Origin of the sequence: Aquabacter albus (assembly GCF_040049275.1) — a bacterium.
GTDB lineage: Bacteria > Pseudomonadota > Alphaproteobacteria > Rhizobiales > Xanthobacteraceae > Aquabacter.
The window spans coordinates 573,355-587,763 of sequence record NZ_JBDZDT010000005.1; the positions used below are offsets into that span (position 1 = coordinate 573,355).

General features: G+C 68.1%; 13 protein-coding genes. 2 read left to right on the top strand and 11 right to left on the bottom strand.

Features of this window, described 5'->3' with window-relative positions:
- Positions 1 to 3: 3 nt before the first annotated feature.
- Positions 4 to 1,005: an efflux RND transporter periplasmic adaptor subunit gene (locus ABLE91_RS15465; RefSeq protein ID WP_348931996.1), complete on the bottom strand. Its 1,002-nt coding sequence runs from the start codon at positions 1,003 to 1,005 to the stop codon at positions 4 to 6.
- 326 nt (positions 1,006 to 1,331) lie between these two features.
- The gene (locus tag ABLE91_RS15470; RefSeq protein WP_348931998.1) at positions 1,332 to 2,528 is read right to left on the bottom strand and encodes an aminotransferase; all 1,197 of its coding nucleotides are present in this window, start codon (positions 2,526 to 2,528) and stop codon (positions 1,332 to 1,334) included.
- A gap of 164 nt (positions 2,529 to 2,692) precedes the next feature.
- On the opposite strand from ABLE91_RS15470, the gene ABLE91_RS15475 reads away from it, so the two are divergent.
- Positions 2,693 to 3,223: a dihydrofolate reductase family protein gene (locus tag ABLE91_RS15475; protein ID WP_348931999.1), complete on the top strand. Its 531-nt coding sequence runs from the start codon at positions 2,693 to 2,695 to the stop codon at positions 3,221 to 3,223.
- Positions 3,224 to 3,271: 48 nt separating this feature from the next.
- Here the strand turns inward: ABLE91_RS15475 and ABLE91_RS15480 are convergent, their stop codons facing one another.
- Together ABLE91_RS15480 and ABLE91_RS15485 are read right to left on the bottom strand one after the other, a co-directional pair.
- Complete coding sequence (locus ABLE91_RS15480) at positions 3,272 to 3,580, bottom strand: hypothetical protein (RefSeq protein WP_348932000.1); 309 nt, start codon at positions 3,578 to 3,580, stop codon at positions 3,272 to 3,274.
- 52 nt (positions 3,581 to 3,632) lie between these two features.
- Positions 3,633 to 5,426 (bottom strand): potassium/proton antiporter, encoded by a 1,794-nt coding sequence (locus ABLE91_RS15485; RefSeq protein WP_348932002.1) that lies wholly within the window; start codon positions 5,424 to 5,426, stop codon positions 3,633 to 3,635.
- 159 nt (positions 5,427 to 5,585) lie between these two features.
- On the opposite strand from ABLE91_RS15485, the gene ABLE91_RS15490 reads away from it, so the two are divergent.
- A complete protein-coding gene (locus ABLE91_RS15490) occupies positions 5,586 to 5,861 on the top strand; it encodes a hypothetical protein (protein WP_348932004.1) in 276 nt (91 codons plus the stop codon).
- A gap of 179 nt (positions 5,862 to 6,040) precedes the next feature.
- On the opposite strand, the gene ABLE91_RS15495 is transcribed toward ABLE91_RS15490, so the two are convergent.
- From ABLE91_RS15495 to kdpF, 7 genes are all read right to left on the bottom strand, one after another.
- Entirely contained in the window at positions 6,041 to 6,235 is a 195-nt protein-coding gene (locus ABLE91_RS15495) for a hypothetical protein (RefSeq protein WP_348932005.1), read from the bottom strand.
- A gap of 42 nt (positions 6,236 to 6,277) precedes the next feature.
- Positions 6,278 to 6,961, bottom strand: coding sequence for a response regulator (locus ABLE91_RS15500; protein ID WP_348932006.1), 684 nt, complete (start codon positions 6,959 to 6,961; stop codon positions 6,278 to 6,280).
- Entirely contained in the window at positions 6,958 to 9,633 is a 2,676-nt protein-coding gene (locus ABLE91_RS15505; protein WP_348932007.1) for a DUF4118 domain-containing protein, read from the bottom strand. The genes ABLE91_RS15500 and ABLE91_RS15505 overlap by 4 nt, the downstream gene beginning before the upstream one ends.
- Positions 9,634 to 9,873: 240 nt before the next feature.
- Complete coding sequence (kdpC, locus tag ABLE91_RS15510) at positions 9,874 to 10,437, bottom strand: potassium-transporting ATPase subunit KdpC (protein ID WP_348932008.1); 564 nt, start codon at positions 10,435 to 10,437, stop codon at positions 9,874 to 9,876.
- A 14-nt stretch (positions 10,438 to 10,451) separates the two neighbouring features.
- Positions 10,452 to 12,506, bottom strand: coding sequence for a potassium-transporting ATPase subunit KdpB (gene kdpB / locus ABLE91_RS15515; RefSeq protein ID WP_348932010.1), 2,055 nt, complete (start codon positions 12,504 to 12,506; stop codon positions 10,452 to 10,454).
- A gap of 20 nt (positions 12,507 to 12,526) precedes the next feature.
- The gene (gene kdpA / locus ABLE91_RS15520) at positions 12,527 to 14,236 is read right to left on the bottom strand and encodes a potassium-transporting ATPase subunit KdpA (protein WP_348932012.1); all 1,710 of its coding nucleotides are present in this window, start codon (positions 14,234 to 14,236) and stop codon (positions 12,527 to 12,529) included.
- Between the two features lie 39 nt (positions 14,237 to 14,275).
- The gene (kdpF, locus tag ABLE91_RS15525; protein ID WP_348932082.1) at positions 14,276 to 14,362 is read right to left on the bottom strand and encodes a K(+)-transporting ATPase subunit F; all 87 of its coding nucleotides are present in this window, start codon (positions 14,360 to 14,362) and stop codon (positions 14,276 to 14,278) included.
- Positions 14,363 to 14,409: the final 47 nt, after the last annotated feature.

Sequence of the window (14,409 nt, forward strand, 5' to 3'; positions counted from 1 at the left end):
ACGTCAGCTCCCGGCGGTTGCCGTCCCGGTTTGACTCTTGATGTCCACCTTGGCGCCGTTGCGCAGGGCAAGCTGGCCCTGGGTCACGACCACCTCGCCGCCCGAGAGGCCGGCCGTGATCACCGCCTCGCCGTCCACCGTGCGGTTGACGGTGACCTGCTTCACCTTGGCGGCGCCGTTCTCCACGGCGAAGACGAAGGTGCCGGTCTGCCCGCTCTGGATCGCCTCGGCCGGCACCGCAACCATGTTGGGCTCCATGCGGAGCGTCACGGTGACGTCGCCCAGCGTGCCGGGCCAGAGCCGCTCGTCGGCATTCTCGAACATGGCCCGCACCATCAGGGTGCCGGTCTGCGGGTCGATGGTGTTGTCGAGGGCCACCACCTTGCCGCCGCTGACGCGCTCGTTGCTGCCCTGGAGGCGGAACTGGACGCCGGCCTGGCTCATATTGGTGCGCAGTTCGGCGAGATAGCGCTCGGGCACGCCGAAGGCGATGTAGATGGGCTTGATCTGGCGGATGGTGGCGAGGGTGTCGTCCACCCGGATCACCGCGCCGGGCCGCACGCCCGAGACGCCCATGCGCCCGGTGACCGGCGCCTTGATCTCATAATAGGTGCGCTGCACCTCGAGGTTCTGGAGATTGGCCTCGTCCTGCTGGACGGTGGCCTTCTGCATGTCCGCCGTGGTCTTGGCGTCCTCCACCTGCACCTGGGAGACCGCGCTGCGCGCCAGCAGGCCGGTATAGCGGTCCACGTCGCGCAGGGCCTTTTCAAGCTGGGTCTTGTCCTTGGAAAGGGTGGCCTTGGAGTTGAGGATCTGGGCGTCGATCTCGCGCGCGTCGAGGACGAACAGGACGTCGCCCTCCTTGACCGCCGATCCGTCCTCGAACTTCACCTGATCGACGCGGCCCGCAACGCGGGTGCGGATCGTCACGGTCACCAGCGGCTCGACGGTACCCAGCGCCTCCACGCGCAGTGGCATGGCCTTGCGCACGGCGGTCGCCACCATCACTGGGACGCCGTTCTGTGAGGGTGATGTCTGTGCGTTGGCTGCGGTGGGATTTTTGCCCCCCAGCATCCCGTTAGACCAAGCCCAGCCCGCGGCGCCGAATGCCGCCAGGATGCAAAGGGTGAGGATGACCCTCAAACCCCGCGATCGTGTCCCCGCTGCCATAAGGTCTCCGACCCCCTCTTTGGCCCGCCCCGCACAGCAGGCACGCCCCCAGCTTCGAATTTACACGCGCACGAGTGTATACGCGATCACGATATTGTTCGTGGCCGGCCGCATTCTTGTCACTTTTGATATAAATTCCAAGCCCGCCGCGTGCCGCAACGTCAGCCTAAGCCCTTGAACGCGCCCGCCAACCGCTCCAGCGCACCGTCCAAGGTGGCGTCGCGTTTGGCGAAGCAGAAGCGCACAACGGAGCGCACGGCGTCCTGCGCATAAAAGGCGGAAACGGGGATTGCGGCCACGCCATACCGCTTCACGAGGTCGAGGCAGAACGCCTCGTCGTCCAGCTTGGAGTCGATGGCGGCAAGATCGACGGAGAGGAAATAGGTGCCCGCGCTGGGCAGCACCGGGAAGCCCAGCGCCTTCAGCCCGTCGGCAAGCCGGTCGCGCGCCCGCTGGAGCTCGGTCCGCATGCCCTCGAAATAGGCATCTTCCTTGCCGAGCCCATAGGCCACCGCCGCCTGGAGGTTCGGCGGGGTGGTGAAGGTGAGGAATTGGTGGGCCTTGCTCAGCACCTTCATGAGGGGCGGGGCGGCGCAGACGAGGCCCACCTTCCAGCCCGTCATGCCGAAGATCTTGCCGGCGGAGCCGATCTTCACCGTGCGCTCCCGCATGCCGGGAAGGGACATCATGGGCACATGGCGCCGGCCGTCGAAAATGACGTGCTCCCAGACCTCGTCGCACACGGCAAACGCATCAAAGGCGATGCAGGCATCCGCGAGGAGCTGCATTTCCTCCCGGCTATGGACGATGCCGGTGGGGTTCTGCGGATTGTTGAACAGGACCAGCTTGGTGCGCGGGGAGAATGCCGCCTCCAGCGCCGCGGGTGTGATGCGCCAATGCGGCGGCTCCAGCCGGATCAGGCGCGGCACGCCGCCGGCGCGCAGGACGAGGGGCAGATAGGCATCGTAGAGGGGCTGGAACAGCACCACCTCGTCGCCCGGCTCGATGAGCGAGAACAGCGCGCCCGCCAAGGCTTCGGTGGCGCCTGACGTGACCATCACCTCGCTGTCCGGGTCGAGCTCCACGCCTTGCCAGTGGCGATAATGCGCCGCCGCCGCCCGGCGCAGCTCGGGAAGGCCCATCATGGGCGGATACTGGTTCCAGCCGTCCACCACCGCCTCGGCCGCCTTGGCGCGCACGTCGGCGGGGCCGGGATCGTCCGGGAAACCCTGGCCGAGATTGATGGCCTGATGCTCGCGCGCCAGCGCCGACATCACTTCGAACACGGTGGTGGGAAGGTCGGCGAACACCGGATTGAAGGTGCGCGCGCTCTGGCGCGAGGCAGCAGCGAGGGTCATGGCGGGGGATGTTTAACTGGTTTGCAGGGTGCGGGGAAGTTCGCGAATCCTGAAGGGCAAGCACGCAAAGCGGATGGGGACGCCGGGTCGCATACAGGCGGTAAAATTGCGACTTCATGCGGCCTCAAGCTATTCTGAATCCCCTGCGGTGAGGATTTTGCAGCATGGCGAAGCTCGTCTTTGGAATGAACCAGTCCCTGGACGGCTACGTCGACCACCAGGAAATGTCGACAGGCCCCGCCCTCTTTCGTCACTGGATAGAGCATGTGCGCGGCCTGGCGGGCAGTGTGTACGGTCGCCGCATGTACGAGACCATGCGTTATTGGGACGAAGATCGTCCTGAGTGGAGTGCGGAGCAACGCGAGTTCGCGGCAGCGTGGCGGCGCCAGCCGAAATGGGTCGTGTCGCGCTCGTTGAAGTCGGTGGGCCCCAACGCCACACTTATCGAAGACGACATCGAGGCGGTGATACGTGGCCTGAAGGACAGGCTTACCGGGGAGATTACAGTTTCCGGACCGGACCTGGCGCAAAGTCTGACCGACCTTGGTCTTATTGATGAGTATCGGCTCTATTTTCACCCCGTCGTGCTTGGTCGCGGCAAGCCATTCTTCGCCGGCCCACGGCCACCACTCCGCTTTGTTTCCATCGATCCCGTTGGCGAGGGCGTGATGAGGCTGACGTACGTTCCTGCTTGATCGCGCGTCTCGCCAGACGGACACGGACTCTCAGTCGACCTCAATCCACTAGGCGGAACGCACCTGCGGCGCCCCAAGTGGCTCCAAAGCGGCGACGAGTTCGTCCTCGGTGACGGTGGAGAGCGGCTTCATCAGCTTCGCCGCCTCGGTGCGCCGGCCGGCACGCATCACCAGGATCACGGTTTCCGCGCCGCCGCAGGCCGGGTCGCCGCAGGCGATCTCGGTAACGGAGACGGTGGCCTCTTCATCCAGGCCGAGCACATGGCGGACCTTGTCCGCAAGGTCGCGGGCGGCATCCCGCGCCGCGGTGCGGGCGCCCTGCCCGTCAGCACGGCCCCGCATGAACAAACGCACCATACGCTCCTCCGAACGCCCCGGCCCCGAAGGATAACGGAAGATAGGCGCGGCCTCACCCCCCGTCGATGCGATCTGAGGCCCGGGAAGCGATGCGCCGGGCACGCCGCATGAAGCGCCCCACCTTGCCCCCGCCGTTTTCCCCAGCGGCCTGCTCGAAGCGCAGGGCCACCTGCGTCACCCGCCCCGCGTCGACAGCGCGCACCTCGATGGTGGCGTGGCCCAGCGGAAACCGCATGCCGGGAAGGGGACGGTCGTCGGTGCGGTCGGCGAACACGTCGGCAATGGTGAGGTGCCGTTCGGCCTCGGATGCGGGCAGGCCGTAGAGATCGGCCACATCGCCGATGCGCACGTCGCCGGAGAAGGGAAAGGCGGCGGCATCCGCCCAGACCTGCGGCGCGGTCATGAACACCCGGTCGAGCTGCGGAACACGCTTCGGCGGCACCAGCAGATAGACATAGTCCCGCGCCACCAGCGTCCCCGCTTCAGTGGCGTCGAGGATGTGGCCGCCCCGCACCACCAGGACGGGCCGGGCCCAGGCCGGCAGCAGGCCGGGGGTGATGGGCGGCATGTCCAACGCCACGGGATAGCCCACCAGTTCGTGCTCGCTCTGGCCGGGCAGGTCGATCTCGAAGCGCTGCGGCTCGCGCATGGGCTCGGACAGGGCCACGTCGAGCCGGCGCGCGGCGAATACCAGCGTGGTGCCGTGCAGCAGCAGCGACACCAGCACCACGATGAAGGCGATGTTGAAGAAAACGTCCGCCATCTCCACGTGGGCGAGCATGGGGATGGTGGCGAGGAAGATGGAGACCGCCCCGCGCAGCCCCGCCCAGGACACGAAGATCTTCTCGCGGACCGAGAAGCCGAATCGGGTCAGGCAGGCGAACACCACGGCTGGGCGCGCCACCAGGATCAGGAAGGCCGCAATGGCGAGCCCGGCCGGCACCATCACCATGAGGCGGTGCGGCGTCACCAAAAGGCCCAACATGGTGAACATCACGATCTGGCAGAGCCATGTCACCGTGTCGTGGAAGCTGGTGATGCCTGCGATGCCGCGCACCGGCCGGTTGCCGAGCACGATGCCCGCCAGATAGACGGCGAGAAAGCCGGAGCCGTGCAGCAGCGAGGTGAAGGCGAAGGTGAGCACGGCGAAGGCCACCACCAGCACCGGCTGCAGCCCGCCGGGAAGGTCCACGCGGTTGAGGAAGACGGCGAGCACAAGGCCGGCGACCACGCCCATGACCGCGCCCACCGCCATCTCGGTGACGGCGCCGGCGACGATGGCCCAGCCGAGGTCGCCCGTGCCCTCGGTGATCAGCTCCACCAGCAGCACCACGAGAAACACGGCGGCCGGGTCATTGGTGGCAGATTCGATCTCGATGACCGCGTCGAGCCGGCGACCGAGCTTGAGGCCCTGCGCGCGCACCAGGAACAGCACGGCCGCCGCATCGGTGGAGGCGACGATGGCGCCCACCAGAAGGCCCTGGAGCAAAGAGAGGCCGAGCAGCGGGATGGCGGCGAGCGCCACGAGCCCCGCCGTCGCCACCACCCCGACCGTCGAAAGCAGCGCCGCCGGCCCGATGGCGCCGCGCATGCTGGAAAGGCGCATGCGCAGCCCGCCGTCGAACAGGATCACCGCCAAGGCGGCGGAGCCCACCATGTAGGTGAGCCAGTAATCAGCGAAATGGATGCCGCCCGGTCCGTCCTCGCCCGCCACCATGCCGACCAAGAGGAAGACCAGGAGGATCGGCGCCCCGAACCGCGCGGCGACGAGGCTCGACACCGTACCCGCCACCACCAGGGCCGCGCACACCAGCAGAACCAGGTTGGACAGGAAAACGGCATCCATCTACGGCATCACCCCCGGACCGAGACATCCGACCAAACATTACGGGGATTCGACAGTAGCCGCTCCGCTTTATGAAGCGTATGGTGCCCGCGACCCTGTCATGCGCTTGAAAGTCGTTCCGGGGGGAGCGCCGCCATGATTGGGTGGGGAAACGAAGCCATGTCCATGGATTCCTCCGCCTATGCTTATTTGGTAAAAGCTTACTTGCTTACCTCATCCGGTGCGCTTCTGCCGGAACCCGACACAGTCTGCTTTGATCTTGATCTGGCTTTGGAAATTGCCGAAACCGACCGCACCTATGCTGCCGGGCTTGCGGTCTATGCTCTGGGCGTGGATGGGGGCCTGCTGGCCGATTTCCCGCTGGTGAGCCATGGCATGCCGGTGCCGCTGGCAGTCTCCACGGCGATGCAATACCCACACGCTGCGGTTGCTTGAAGGCCAGATTACCCTCTCCTGAGTGGTTCAACCTTATTCCCTCTCCCGCTTGCGGGGGAGGGTTTAAGGAGGGGAAGGGCTGTCTCTCAGGTTTTCCGGCGCGGGTTCTGCTTGAAGAGCCCCCTCCCCAGCCCTCCCCCGCAAGCGGGAGAGGGAGCGCATCTCGCGCTGGCGGGACCTCAGCCGCGCCCGTTCGCGTACCGCATGGCCTCGATGGCTGAGCGGAAGCGCAGGACACGCACGCTCTTGCTGCCGCAGATATCGCACCTCAGCTTGACGGCGGCGGGATCGGACCCGTCGTCGAGCGGAAGGCGGTCCTTGTTCAGGCCGATGATGGAGCGGCGGCGGCAACGGGGGCATTCAGCGCAAAGCATGGCGCATATGTCTCCGCCAATAACGCCCGCAATGAGGCTGGCTCATTCGCCGATGCGGTAGCCGATGCCCGGCTCGGTGAGGATGAGGGACGGGGCGGCGGGGTCGCTCTCCAGCCGCTGGCGCAGCTGTCCCACATAGACGCGCAGATATTGCGTGTCGTGCACGTGGGCCGGCCCCCACACCGCCTGGAGGATCTGGCGGTGGGTGAGCACGCGCCCCGCATGGCGGGCGAGGAAGGAGAGCAGGTCGAACTCCTTGGGCGTCAGCTTCACCTCCACCCCGTCGCGGGTCACGCGATGGCGGGCGCGGTCGATCTCCACGCTGCCCACATGCAGCACCGGCTCCTCGTGGGTGCCGCCGGACGCGGTGCGCAGGGCCACCCGGATGCGGGCCATCAGCTCGCCCACGGAGAAGGGCTTGTTGACGAAGTCGTCGGCGCCGAGGTCCAGCGCCTCGATCTTCTCCGCCTCCCTGTCCCGCGCCGAGAGGACGATGACGGGGATGCGCGACCATTCCCTGAGGCGGCGGATCACCTCCTTGCCGTCCATGTCAGGCAGGCCCAGATCCAGCAGCACCACTTCGGGCGGGTGGGTGGCGATCTCGCGCAGGCCGCTCGTCCCGTCATCCGCCCGCGCCACGCGATAGCCGGCGGCGGACAGCGCGGGCGCGAGGAAACGGTGGATGGCCGCCTCGTCGTCCACCACCAGGACCAGGGGGTCGCTCATGGCGCCTCCTCCGCGACGGGCAGCAGGAAGGAAATGCGCAGGCCGCGCCCCTGCCCGGGCACCGGGCTCTCGGCGCGCACCGTGCCCCCATGGGCCTCGATGATCCCCTTGGCGATGGCGAGGCCGAGCCCCGCCCCCTCCCCGCCATCGGCCCCCTCGCGGGCGGCGCGGACGAACTTCTCGAACACATGATCCAGCAGCTCGGGCGCGATGCCGACGCCGGTATCGGTCACGGAGAGCACCATGTGCGCGCCCTCGCGCCGGGTCGCCACATTGATCGCCGCCCCCTCCCCCGCATGCACCACCGCATTCCCCACCACGTTCGACAAGGCCTGGCCCAGCAGGATGGGGTCGGCGACGATCAAGGGCAAATCAGGCTCCTGTTCCACCGAGATGTCGGGACGCCCCCAGCGGCGGCGCGCGGCGGCGACCACCTGATGGACCACTTCGGAAAGATCAGTCCAGTCGCGGCGCAGGTCCAGGGCGCCGGCCTCAAGGCGGGTGATGGCGAGGAGGTTGCGCACCATGCCGTCCAGATGCTCCGCCTCCTCGCGCACCTGGAGCAGCAAATCGCGCCGCTGCTCGGGATCGATGCGGTCGCCATAGTCGGAGAGGCTGGAGGCCGCCCCCAGGATGGAGGAGAGCGGGGTGCGGAAATCATGGCTGATGGAGGCGAGAAGAATGTTGCGCACCCGCTCCGCCTCCGCCGCGCTCTTCACCCCCGCCATCTCGTCCGCCAGCGCCGCGCGCACCAAGGCCGAGGCGGTCTGGTCCGCGAGCGTGTCGAGAAGCACGCGCTCCTCGGGATCGAGCCCGGGGCGGCTCGCCAGATGCTCGATGCCGAGCACGCCAACGTTTCCCTGCTGGCCCCGCAGCGGCAGGAACAGCCAGGGCACGCTCGGCAGCGTGCCGGTGCGCGCACCGGCCGGCTCGCCGCGCTCGAATGCCCAGCGGGCGGCGCTGAGCGATGCGGTGTCGAGCCGGTCTTCCGGCGGCCACGCGGCGGCGAGCTGGAGGTTGCCGTCCCGCGCCACCAGGACAGTGGCCGGGCGGCCGAGGATGGCGTGCACCTCGGACGCCGCCCCGTCGGCGATGGAATGAGTGTCCGCCAGGGCGGACAGCTTGCGGGTAAACTCGAACAGGCGCCGGGACGCCCGCACCCGCTGGATCGCCGCCTTGGCCTGCTCCCGCGCCCGCCCGGCCACCGCCGACATGAGCACCGCGATGACGAGGAAGGCGATGAGCGCCAGCACCTCGTAGGGCTTCGCCACGGTGAAGGTGTAGATCGGCTCGATGAAGAAGAAATTGTAGGCCAGCGCCGAGAGCACGGACGAGAAGATGGCCGGCCAGACGCCGTACATGATGGCCGGCACCACCACCGCCAGCAGATAGACCATGGAGACGTTGGGCAGCGGCACGAGCTCGGTGAGCTTCTCCCCCACCACGGTCGCGATGGCGACGCTCAGGGTGGCTGCGAAGTATGCGGACGGCAGCCCGATCGGCGGCAGGCGGCGCGGGGAGGCCCCCTCGCCCGGCTCGGCGGAGAAGGTCACCACATGGACCGCGATGCCGCTCGCCTTGCGCACCAGGGCATCGGCGAGGGTGCGGACGAAAGTCCGCTTGAGGCGAGAAGGCCGGGCCTGCGCCACCACGATCTGCGTGACATTCTCGAACCGCGCCATGCGCAGCAGTTCGTCCACGAGGTCGGACCCCACGAGGGAGCGCGTCTCGGCGCCCAGGCTCTCCGCGAGGCGCAGCGCCGCGTCCACGCGCTGGCGGCCGGCGGCGTCCATGGTGGCGCCGGGGCGCTCCACGGTCACGGCGAACCAGGGCGCGTCGGCCAGATCCGCAAGGCGCTTCGCCTCGCGCACGACCCGTTCCCCTGAGATGTCGGGGCCGACGCAGACCAGGATGCGCTCGCCCGCCGCCCACGGCCCCTCGATGGCGCCGCCCTGCATGTGCTCCACAAGGTCGCTGTCCACCCGCGCGGCGACGCGGCGCAGCGCCAGCTCGCGCAGGGCGGTGAGGTTGGACGGCTTGAAGAAGCGCTCGATGGCGCGGGCTGCCGTGTCCTGCACATAGACCTTGCCCTCGCCAAGCCGCTTCAGCAGTTCTTCGGGGGGCAGGTCCACGAGGAGCACTTCGTCCGCATCCTGAAGCGCGGTGTCCGGCACGGTCTCGCGGACCCGGACGCCGGTGATGCGCTGCACCACCTCGTTGAGGCTTTCCAGATGCTGGATGTTGAGCGTGGTCCAGACGTCGATGCCTGCGTCCAGCAGGTCCCGCACATCCTGCCAGCGCTTGGGATGGCGGCTGCCGGGCACATTGGAATGAGCGTATTCGTCCACCAGCAGCAGGCGGGGACGCCGTGCCAGAGCGCCTTCCAGGTCGAATTCCGGCACCAGATGGCCGCGATAGGGAATGGAGCGGCGCGGCAGGAGTTCGAGGCCCTCCATGGCCGCCTCGGTCTCCTGGCGCCCGTGGGTCTCGACGATGCCCACCACCACGTCCCCGCCGCCGGCCTTGGCGGCGCGGGCGGCCTGGAGCATGGCGAAGGTCTTGCCGACGCCGGGCGCCGCGCCGAGGAAGACGCGCAGCTTCCCCCTGCCCTCCCGCTCCGCCATGGCGAGCAGGGCATCGGGCGAGGCGCGCGGTTTGTCCTCCAGGTTCATGGGTGTCCGAGCGATCCTTCCTGATCGACCTTTGCGGTTTTACATGCGGTTGCCAAGCGGGGACAGGATCCCGGCCGGGCGCTACGCTATCCCCTCTCCCGCTTGCGGGGGAGGGTTAGGGAGGGGGCCGGCCGCAGGCCGGAGGACGCTGGGAAATAGGAGAGGTCGCCTCTGCCCCCTCCCCAGCCCTCCCCCGCAAGCGGGAGAGGGAGTCTAGCAGCGACCTCGGACAAGTACCGCTCACTTCAGCGCATCGAGCGCCAAATTGAGCTTCAGCACGTTCACGCGGGGCTCGCCGAACACGCCGAGGTCCCGGTCCTGCGTCTGCTGGGCCACCAGGGTCCGCACCCGCGCCTCGGGCAGGCCCCGCGCCTTGGCGACGCGGGCCACCTGTAGCAGAGCGAAGTCCGGCGAGATGTCCGGGTCGAGGCCGCTGCCGGAGGTGGTGACGGCATCCGCCGGGATCGGGCCGGCAGCCCCGCCCTCCCGAAGGGTCGCCACGTCGGCGACGATGCGGTCCTTCAGCTTGGCGCTGGTGGGGGCGAGGTTGGAGCCCGAGGAGGCGGCCGCATCATAGCCGTTGCCGGCGGCGGACGGGCGAGGATGGAAATACCCCTCCCCCGCATTCGCCTGGCCGATGAGCGCGGAGCCCACCACCTTGCCGTCGCGGACGATGAGGCTGCCGTTCGCCTTTCCCGGCATCACCGCCTGGGCGATGCCGGTCAGAGCGAGGGGGTAAGCGAGGCCCGTGATGGCCGACAGGGCGACCAGGGCCACGAGTGCGGGGCGCAATTGGTTGAGCATGTGTGCCTCCTCCTTCAGGCGAGGCCGAGTGCGGTCACGACCATGTCGACGAGCTTGATGCCGATGAAGGGCACCACCACGCCGCCGAAGCCGTAGATGATGAGATTGCGGGTGAGCACCGCCGAGGCGCTCGCCGGGGTGTAGCTGACGCCGCGCAAAGCGAGCGGGATCAGCGCAATGATGATGAGCGCGTTGAAGATCACCGCCGAGAGGATGGCGCTCTGGGGCGTGGAGAGCCCCATGATGTTGAGCACCCCCAGCTCGGGAATGGCGGCGATGAACAGCGCCGGGATGATGGCGAAGTATTTCGCCACGTCGTTGGCGATGGAGAAGGTGGTGAGCGCGCCGCGCGTCATCAGCAATTGCTTGCCGATGCCGACGATCTCGATGAGCTTGGTGGGATCGCTGTCGAGATCCACCATGTTGCCCGCCTCGCGCGCCGCCTGGGTGCCGGTCTGCATGGCGACACCAACGTCGGCCTGCGCCAAGGCAGGCGCGTCGTTGGTGCCGTCACCGCACATCGCCACGAGACGGCCCTGACGCTGCTCGTTGCGGATGTAGGAGAGCTTGTCCTGCGGGGTGGCCTCGGCGATGAAATCGTCGACGCCCGCCTCGGAGGCGATGGCGGCGGCGGTGATGGGGTTGTCGCCCGTCACCATCACCGTGCGGATGCCCATGCGGCGAAGCTCGGCGAAGCGGTCCTTGATATCCGGCTTCACCACGTCCTTCAGGTGGATGACACCCAAAAGCTTGCCATTCTCCGCAAGACCCAGCGGCGTACCACCGGACCGGGCGATGCGCTCCACCGCCGCGGCGAACTCGGACGCCTCCGCCACCTTCCGGCCGCCGGCCGTCTCGGAGGCGAAGCGGCGCACCGCGTCGATGGCGCCCTTGCGGAGCTTGCGTCCCTCAAGGTCCACGCCCGAAAGCCGGGTCTGGGCCGAGAAGGGGATGAAGCTCGCATTCTCAGGCATGCGGGTGACGTCGAGCCCGTTCTTCTCCCGCACGAGCGCGAGGATGGAGCGGCCCTCCGCCGTCTCGTCCGCCAGCGAGGCGAGCATGGCGGCCTCGGCGGCCTCCCGCTCGGACACGCCCGGCACCGGGATGATCTCGGTCGCCATGCGGTTGCCGAAGGTGATGGTGCCGGTCTTGTCCAAAAGCAGCGTGTCGATGTCGCCCGCCGCCTCCACCGCGCGGCCGGACATGGCGAGCACGTTGTGGCGCACGAGGCGGTCCATGCCGGCGATGCCGATGGCCGAGAGCAGGCCGCCGATGGTGGTGGGGATGAGCGTCACCAGCAGCGCGACCAGAACCGGGATGGCGAGCGCCGTGCCTCCATAAAGGCCGAGGCCGTAGAGGGTCACGACGGCGATCAGGAAGATCAGCGTCATGCCCACCAGAAGGATGGTGAGGGCGATCTCGTTCGGCGTCTTCTGCCGCTCGGCGCCTTCGACGAGGGCGATCATGCGGTCGATGAAGGAGGAGCCGGGCGCGGCGGTGATGCGCACCACGATATGGTCGGAGACAACAGTGGTGCCGCCGGTGACCGCCGAGCGATCGCCGCCGCTCTCGCGGATCACCGGGGCGGATTCACCCGTGATGGCCGCCTCGTTCACGGAGGCAATGCCCTCCACAATCTCGCCGTCACCGGGGATCAGATCGCCGGCTTCCACCAGCACATGATCGCCCACCTTCAGATCGAGGGCGGAGACACGGGTAAAGCCGTTGAGGTCGCCGGGCACCGCGAGGCGCTTGGCGACCGCATCGACGCGGGCGCGCTTCAGGCTCTCCGCCTGGGCGCGGCCCCGCCCTTCCGCCACCGCTTCCGCGAAATTGGCGAACAGGACGGTAAACCACAGCCAGGCCATGATCTGCCCGGTGAAGGCCACTGGTGCCCCCTGCGCGAGATCGCGGAGGAACAGCACGGTGACGAGGGCCGCCACCACCTCGGTGACGAAGATCACGGGGTTCTTCACCAGGAGGCGCGGATCGAGCTTCTTCAGGGCGTCCAAGGCCGCGCGGGAGAAGATTTCAGGTGTCGCGACGGAGGCGACGGTTTTTGGGGACATGGGACTAAGCTCCCGAGGGATCAGAAGGTCTGGCCGGCGAGCATCTGCACCTGCTCGGCGATGGGGCCGAGGGCGAGCGCCGGGAAGAATTGAAGGCCGCCCAGGATCAGGATGACGCCGATCAGGAGGGCGACGAACAGCGGGCCGTCGGTGGGGAACGTCCCGCTCGAAGGCGCGAGCCGCGTCTTGGCCGCCAGCGAGCCGGCGATGGCCATCATGGGCACGATGTAGGCGAAGCGCCCCAGCAGCATGGCGAAGCCGATGGTGGTGTTCCACCAGGGCGTGTTCGCCGAGAGCGAGGCGAAGGCGGAGCCGTTATTGCCGGTGCCGGAGGCATAGGCATAGAGGATCTCCGTCAGGCCGTGGGGGCCGGCATTGCCAAGGCCCGCGAGGGGCCCGGGCAGCACCGCCGCCAGCGAGGAGAAGCCGAGCACCGAGACCGGCAGGACGAGGCTGGCGAGCACCGCCATCTTCACTTCCTTGGCCTCGATCTTCTTGCCGAGATATTCCGGGGTGCGGCCCACCATGAGGCCCGCCACGAACACGGCGATGATCGCCATCACCAGCATGCCATAGAGGCCGGAGCCGACGCCGCCGGGCAGGATCTCGCCCAGCTTCATCATGACGAGCGGCACCATACCGCCGAGCGGCGTGAACGAGCCGTGCATGGAGTTCACCGCGCCGGTGGACAGGCCCGTGGTCACGGTCGCCCACAGGGAGGACAGAGCGATGCCGAAACGCACCTCCTTGCCCTCCATGTTGCCGCCGGCCGGATCGAGCCCGGCGGCCTGGAGCACCGGCGTGCCGGTGGCCTCGGCCCAGTAGCAGGCCGCGACGCCCGCCACGAGCAGGATCATCATGACGCCGAGGAGGGCATAGCCCTGGCGCTTCGAGCCGATGAGCCGGCCGAAGGCGAAGACGAGGGCCACCGCGATCACCAGCATCTGCCAGATCTCGAGCATGTTCGCGAGGGCGTTCGGATTCTCGAACGGGTGCGCGGCGTTGGCGTTGAAGAAGCCGCCGCCATTGGTGCCGAGCTGCTTGATGGCGATCTGGGAGGCCACCGGGCCGAGGGAGATGGTCTGCTGCGCGCCATCGAGCGTGGTCGCGGTCGCGGAGGCGTCCAGGGTCTGCGGGATGCCGAGGGCGATGAGCGCGATGGCCGTGACGAAGGCCAGCGGCAGCAGCACGTAGAGGGTGGAACGGGTCATATCCACCCAGAAATTGCCGATGCCCGTGGCATTGGACCGAGCGAAGCCCCGCACCAGCGCGACCGCCAGGGCAAGCCCTGTGGCGGCGGAGAGGAAGTTCTGCACCGCGAGCCCGAACATCTGGGTGAAGTTGCTCATGGTGGCTTCGCCCACATAGGACTGCCAGTTCGTGTTGGCCACGAACGAGACCGCCGTGTTGAAGGCGAGGTCCGGCGTGGTGCCGGCAAAGCCCTGGGGGTTCAGCGGCAGCAGGTCCTGCAGGCGCAGGATCGCATAGAGCAGCACGAAGCCGGCGGCGTTGAACGCCAGCATGCCGAGCGTATAGGCGACCCATCCCTGTTCGGAGGTCGGATTGACCCCGGCGACACGGTAGACGAGCCGCTCGACGGGACCGAGAATGGGATGGAGGAAGGTGCGTTCACCCGCATAGACCCGTGCCATGAAGGCGCCGAGCGGCGCGGCGGTGCCGATCACCACCACGAAGAGCAATGCGATTTGAAGCCAGCCGTTGGAGGTCATGGCAGTTGGTTCCAGGTGTGTTGTTGTGTGAAGGGGCGCTCAGAAGCGCTCAGGCTGCAGCAGCGCGGCCAGGAGGTAGGCCGCAAGGCCCAGCGAGACGGCCGCCGCGAGGATGAGATCGATCATGGCGTCGCCTTCACGCCTGAGCCGCCCAGCGGGCGTAGAGCGCCATC

Coding starts and splice junctions, on each gene's coding strand:
- ABLE91_RS15465 (WP_348931996.1), bottom strand. CDS start 1,005: ATGGTGGCGACCGCCGTGCGCAAGGCCATGCCACTGCGCGTGGAGGCG.
- ABLE91_RS15470 (WP_348931998.1), bottom strand. CDS start 2,528: ATGACCCTCGCTGCTGCCTCGCGCCAGAGCGCGCGCACCTTCAATCCG.
- ABLE91_RS15475 (WP_348931999.1), top strand. CDS start 2,693: ATGGCGAAGCTCGTCTTTGGAATGAACCAGTCCCTGGACGGCTACGTC.
- ABLE91_RS15480 (WP_348932000.1), bottom strand. CDS start 3,580: ATGGTGCGTTTGTTCATGCGGGGCCGTGCTGACGGGCAGGGCGCCCGC.
- ABLE91_RS15485 (WP_348932002.1), bottom strand. CDS start 5,426: ATGGATGCCGTTTTCCTGTCCAACCTGGTTCTGCTGGTGTGCGCGGCC.
- ABLE91_RS15490 (WP_348932004.1), top strand. CDS start 5,586: ATGTCCATGGATTCCTCCGCCTATGCTTATTTGGTAAAAGCTTACTTG.
- ABLE91_RS15495 (WP_348932005.1), bottom strand. CDS start 6,235: ATGCTTTGCGCTGAATGCCCCCGTTGCCGCCGCCGCTCCATCATCGGC.
- ABLE91_RS15500 (WP_348932006.1), bottom strand. CDS start 6,961: ATGAGCGACCCCCTGGTCCTGGTGGTGGACGACGAGGCGGCCATCCAC.
- ABLE91_RS15505 (WP_348932007.1), bottom strand. CDS start 9,633: ATGAACCTGGAGGACAAACCGCGCGCCTCGCCCGATGCCCTGCTCGCC.
- kdpC (WP_348932008.1), bottom strand. CDS start 10,437: ATGCTCAACCAATTGCGCCCCGCACTCGTGGCCCTGGTCGCCCTGTCG.
- kdpB (WP_348932010.1), bottom strand. CDS start 12,506: ATGTCCCCAAAAACCGTCGCCTCCGTCGCGACACCTGAAATCTTCTCC.
- kdpA (WP_348932012.1), bottom strand. CDS start 14,236: ATGACCTCCAACGGCTGGCTTCAAATCGCATTGCTCTTCGTGGTGGTG.
- kdpF (WP_348932082.1), bottom strand. CDS start 14,362: ATGATCGATCTCATCCTCGCGGCGGCCGTCTCGCTGGGCCTTGCGGCC.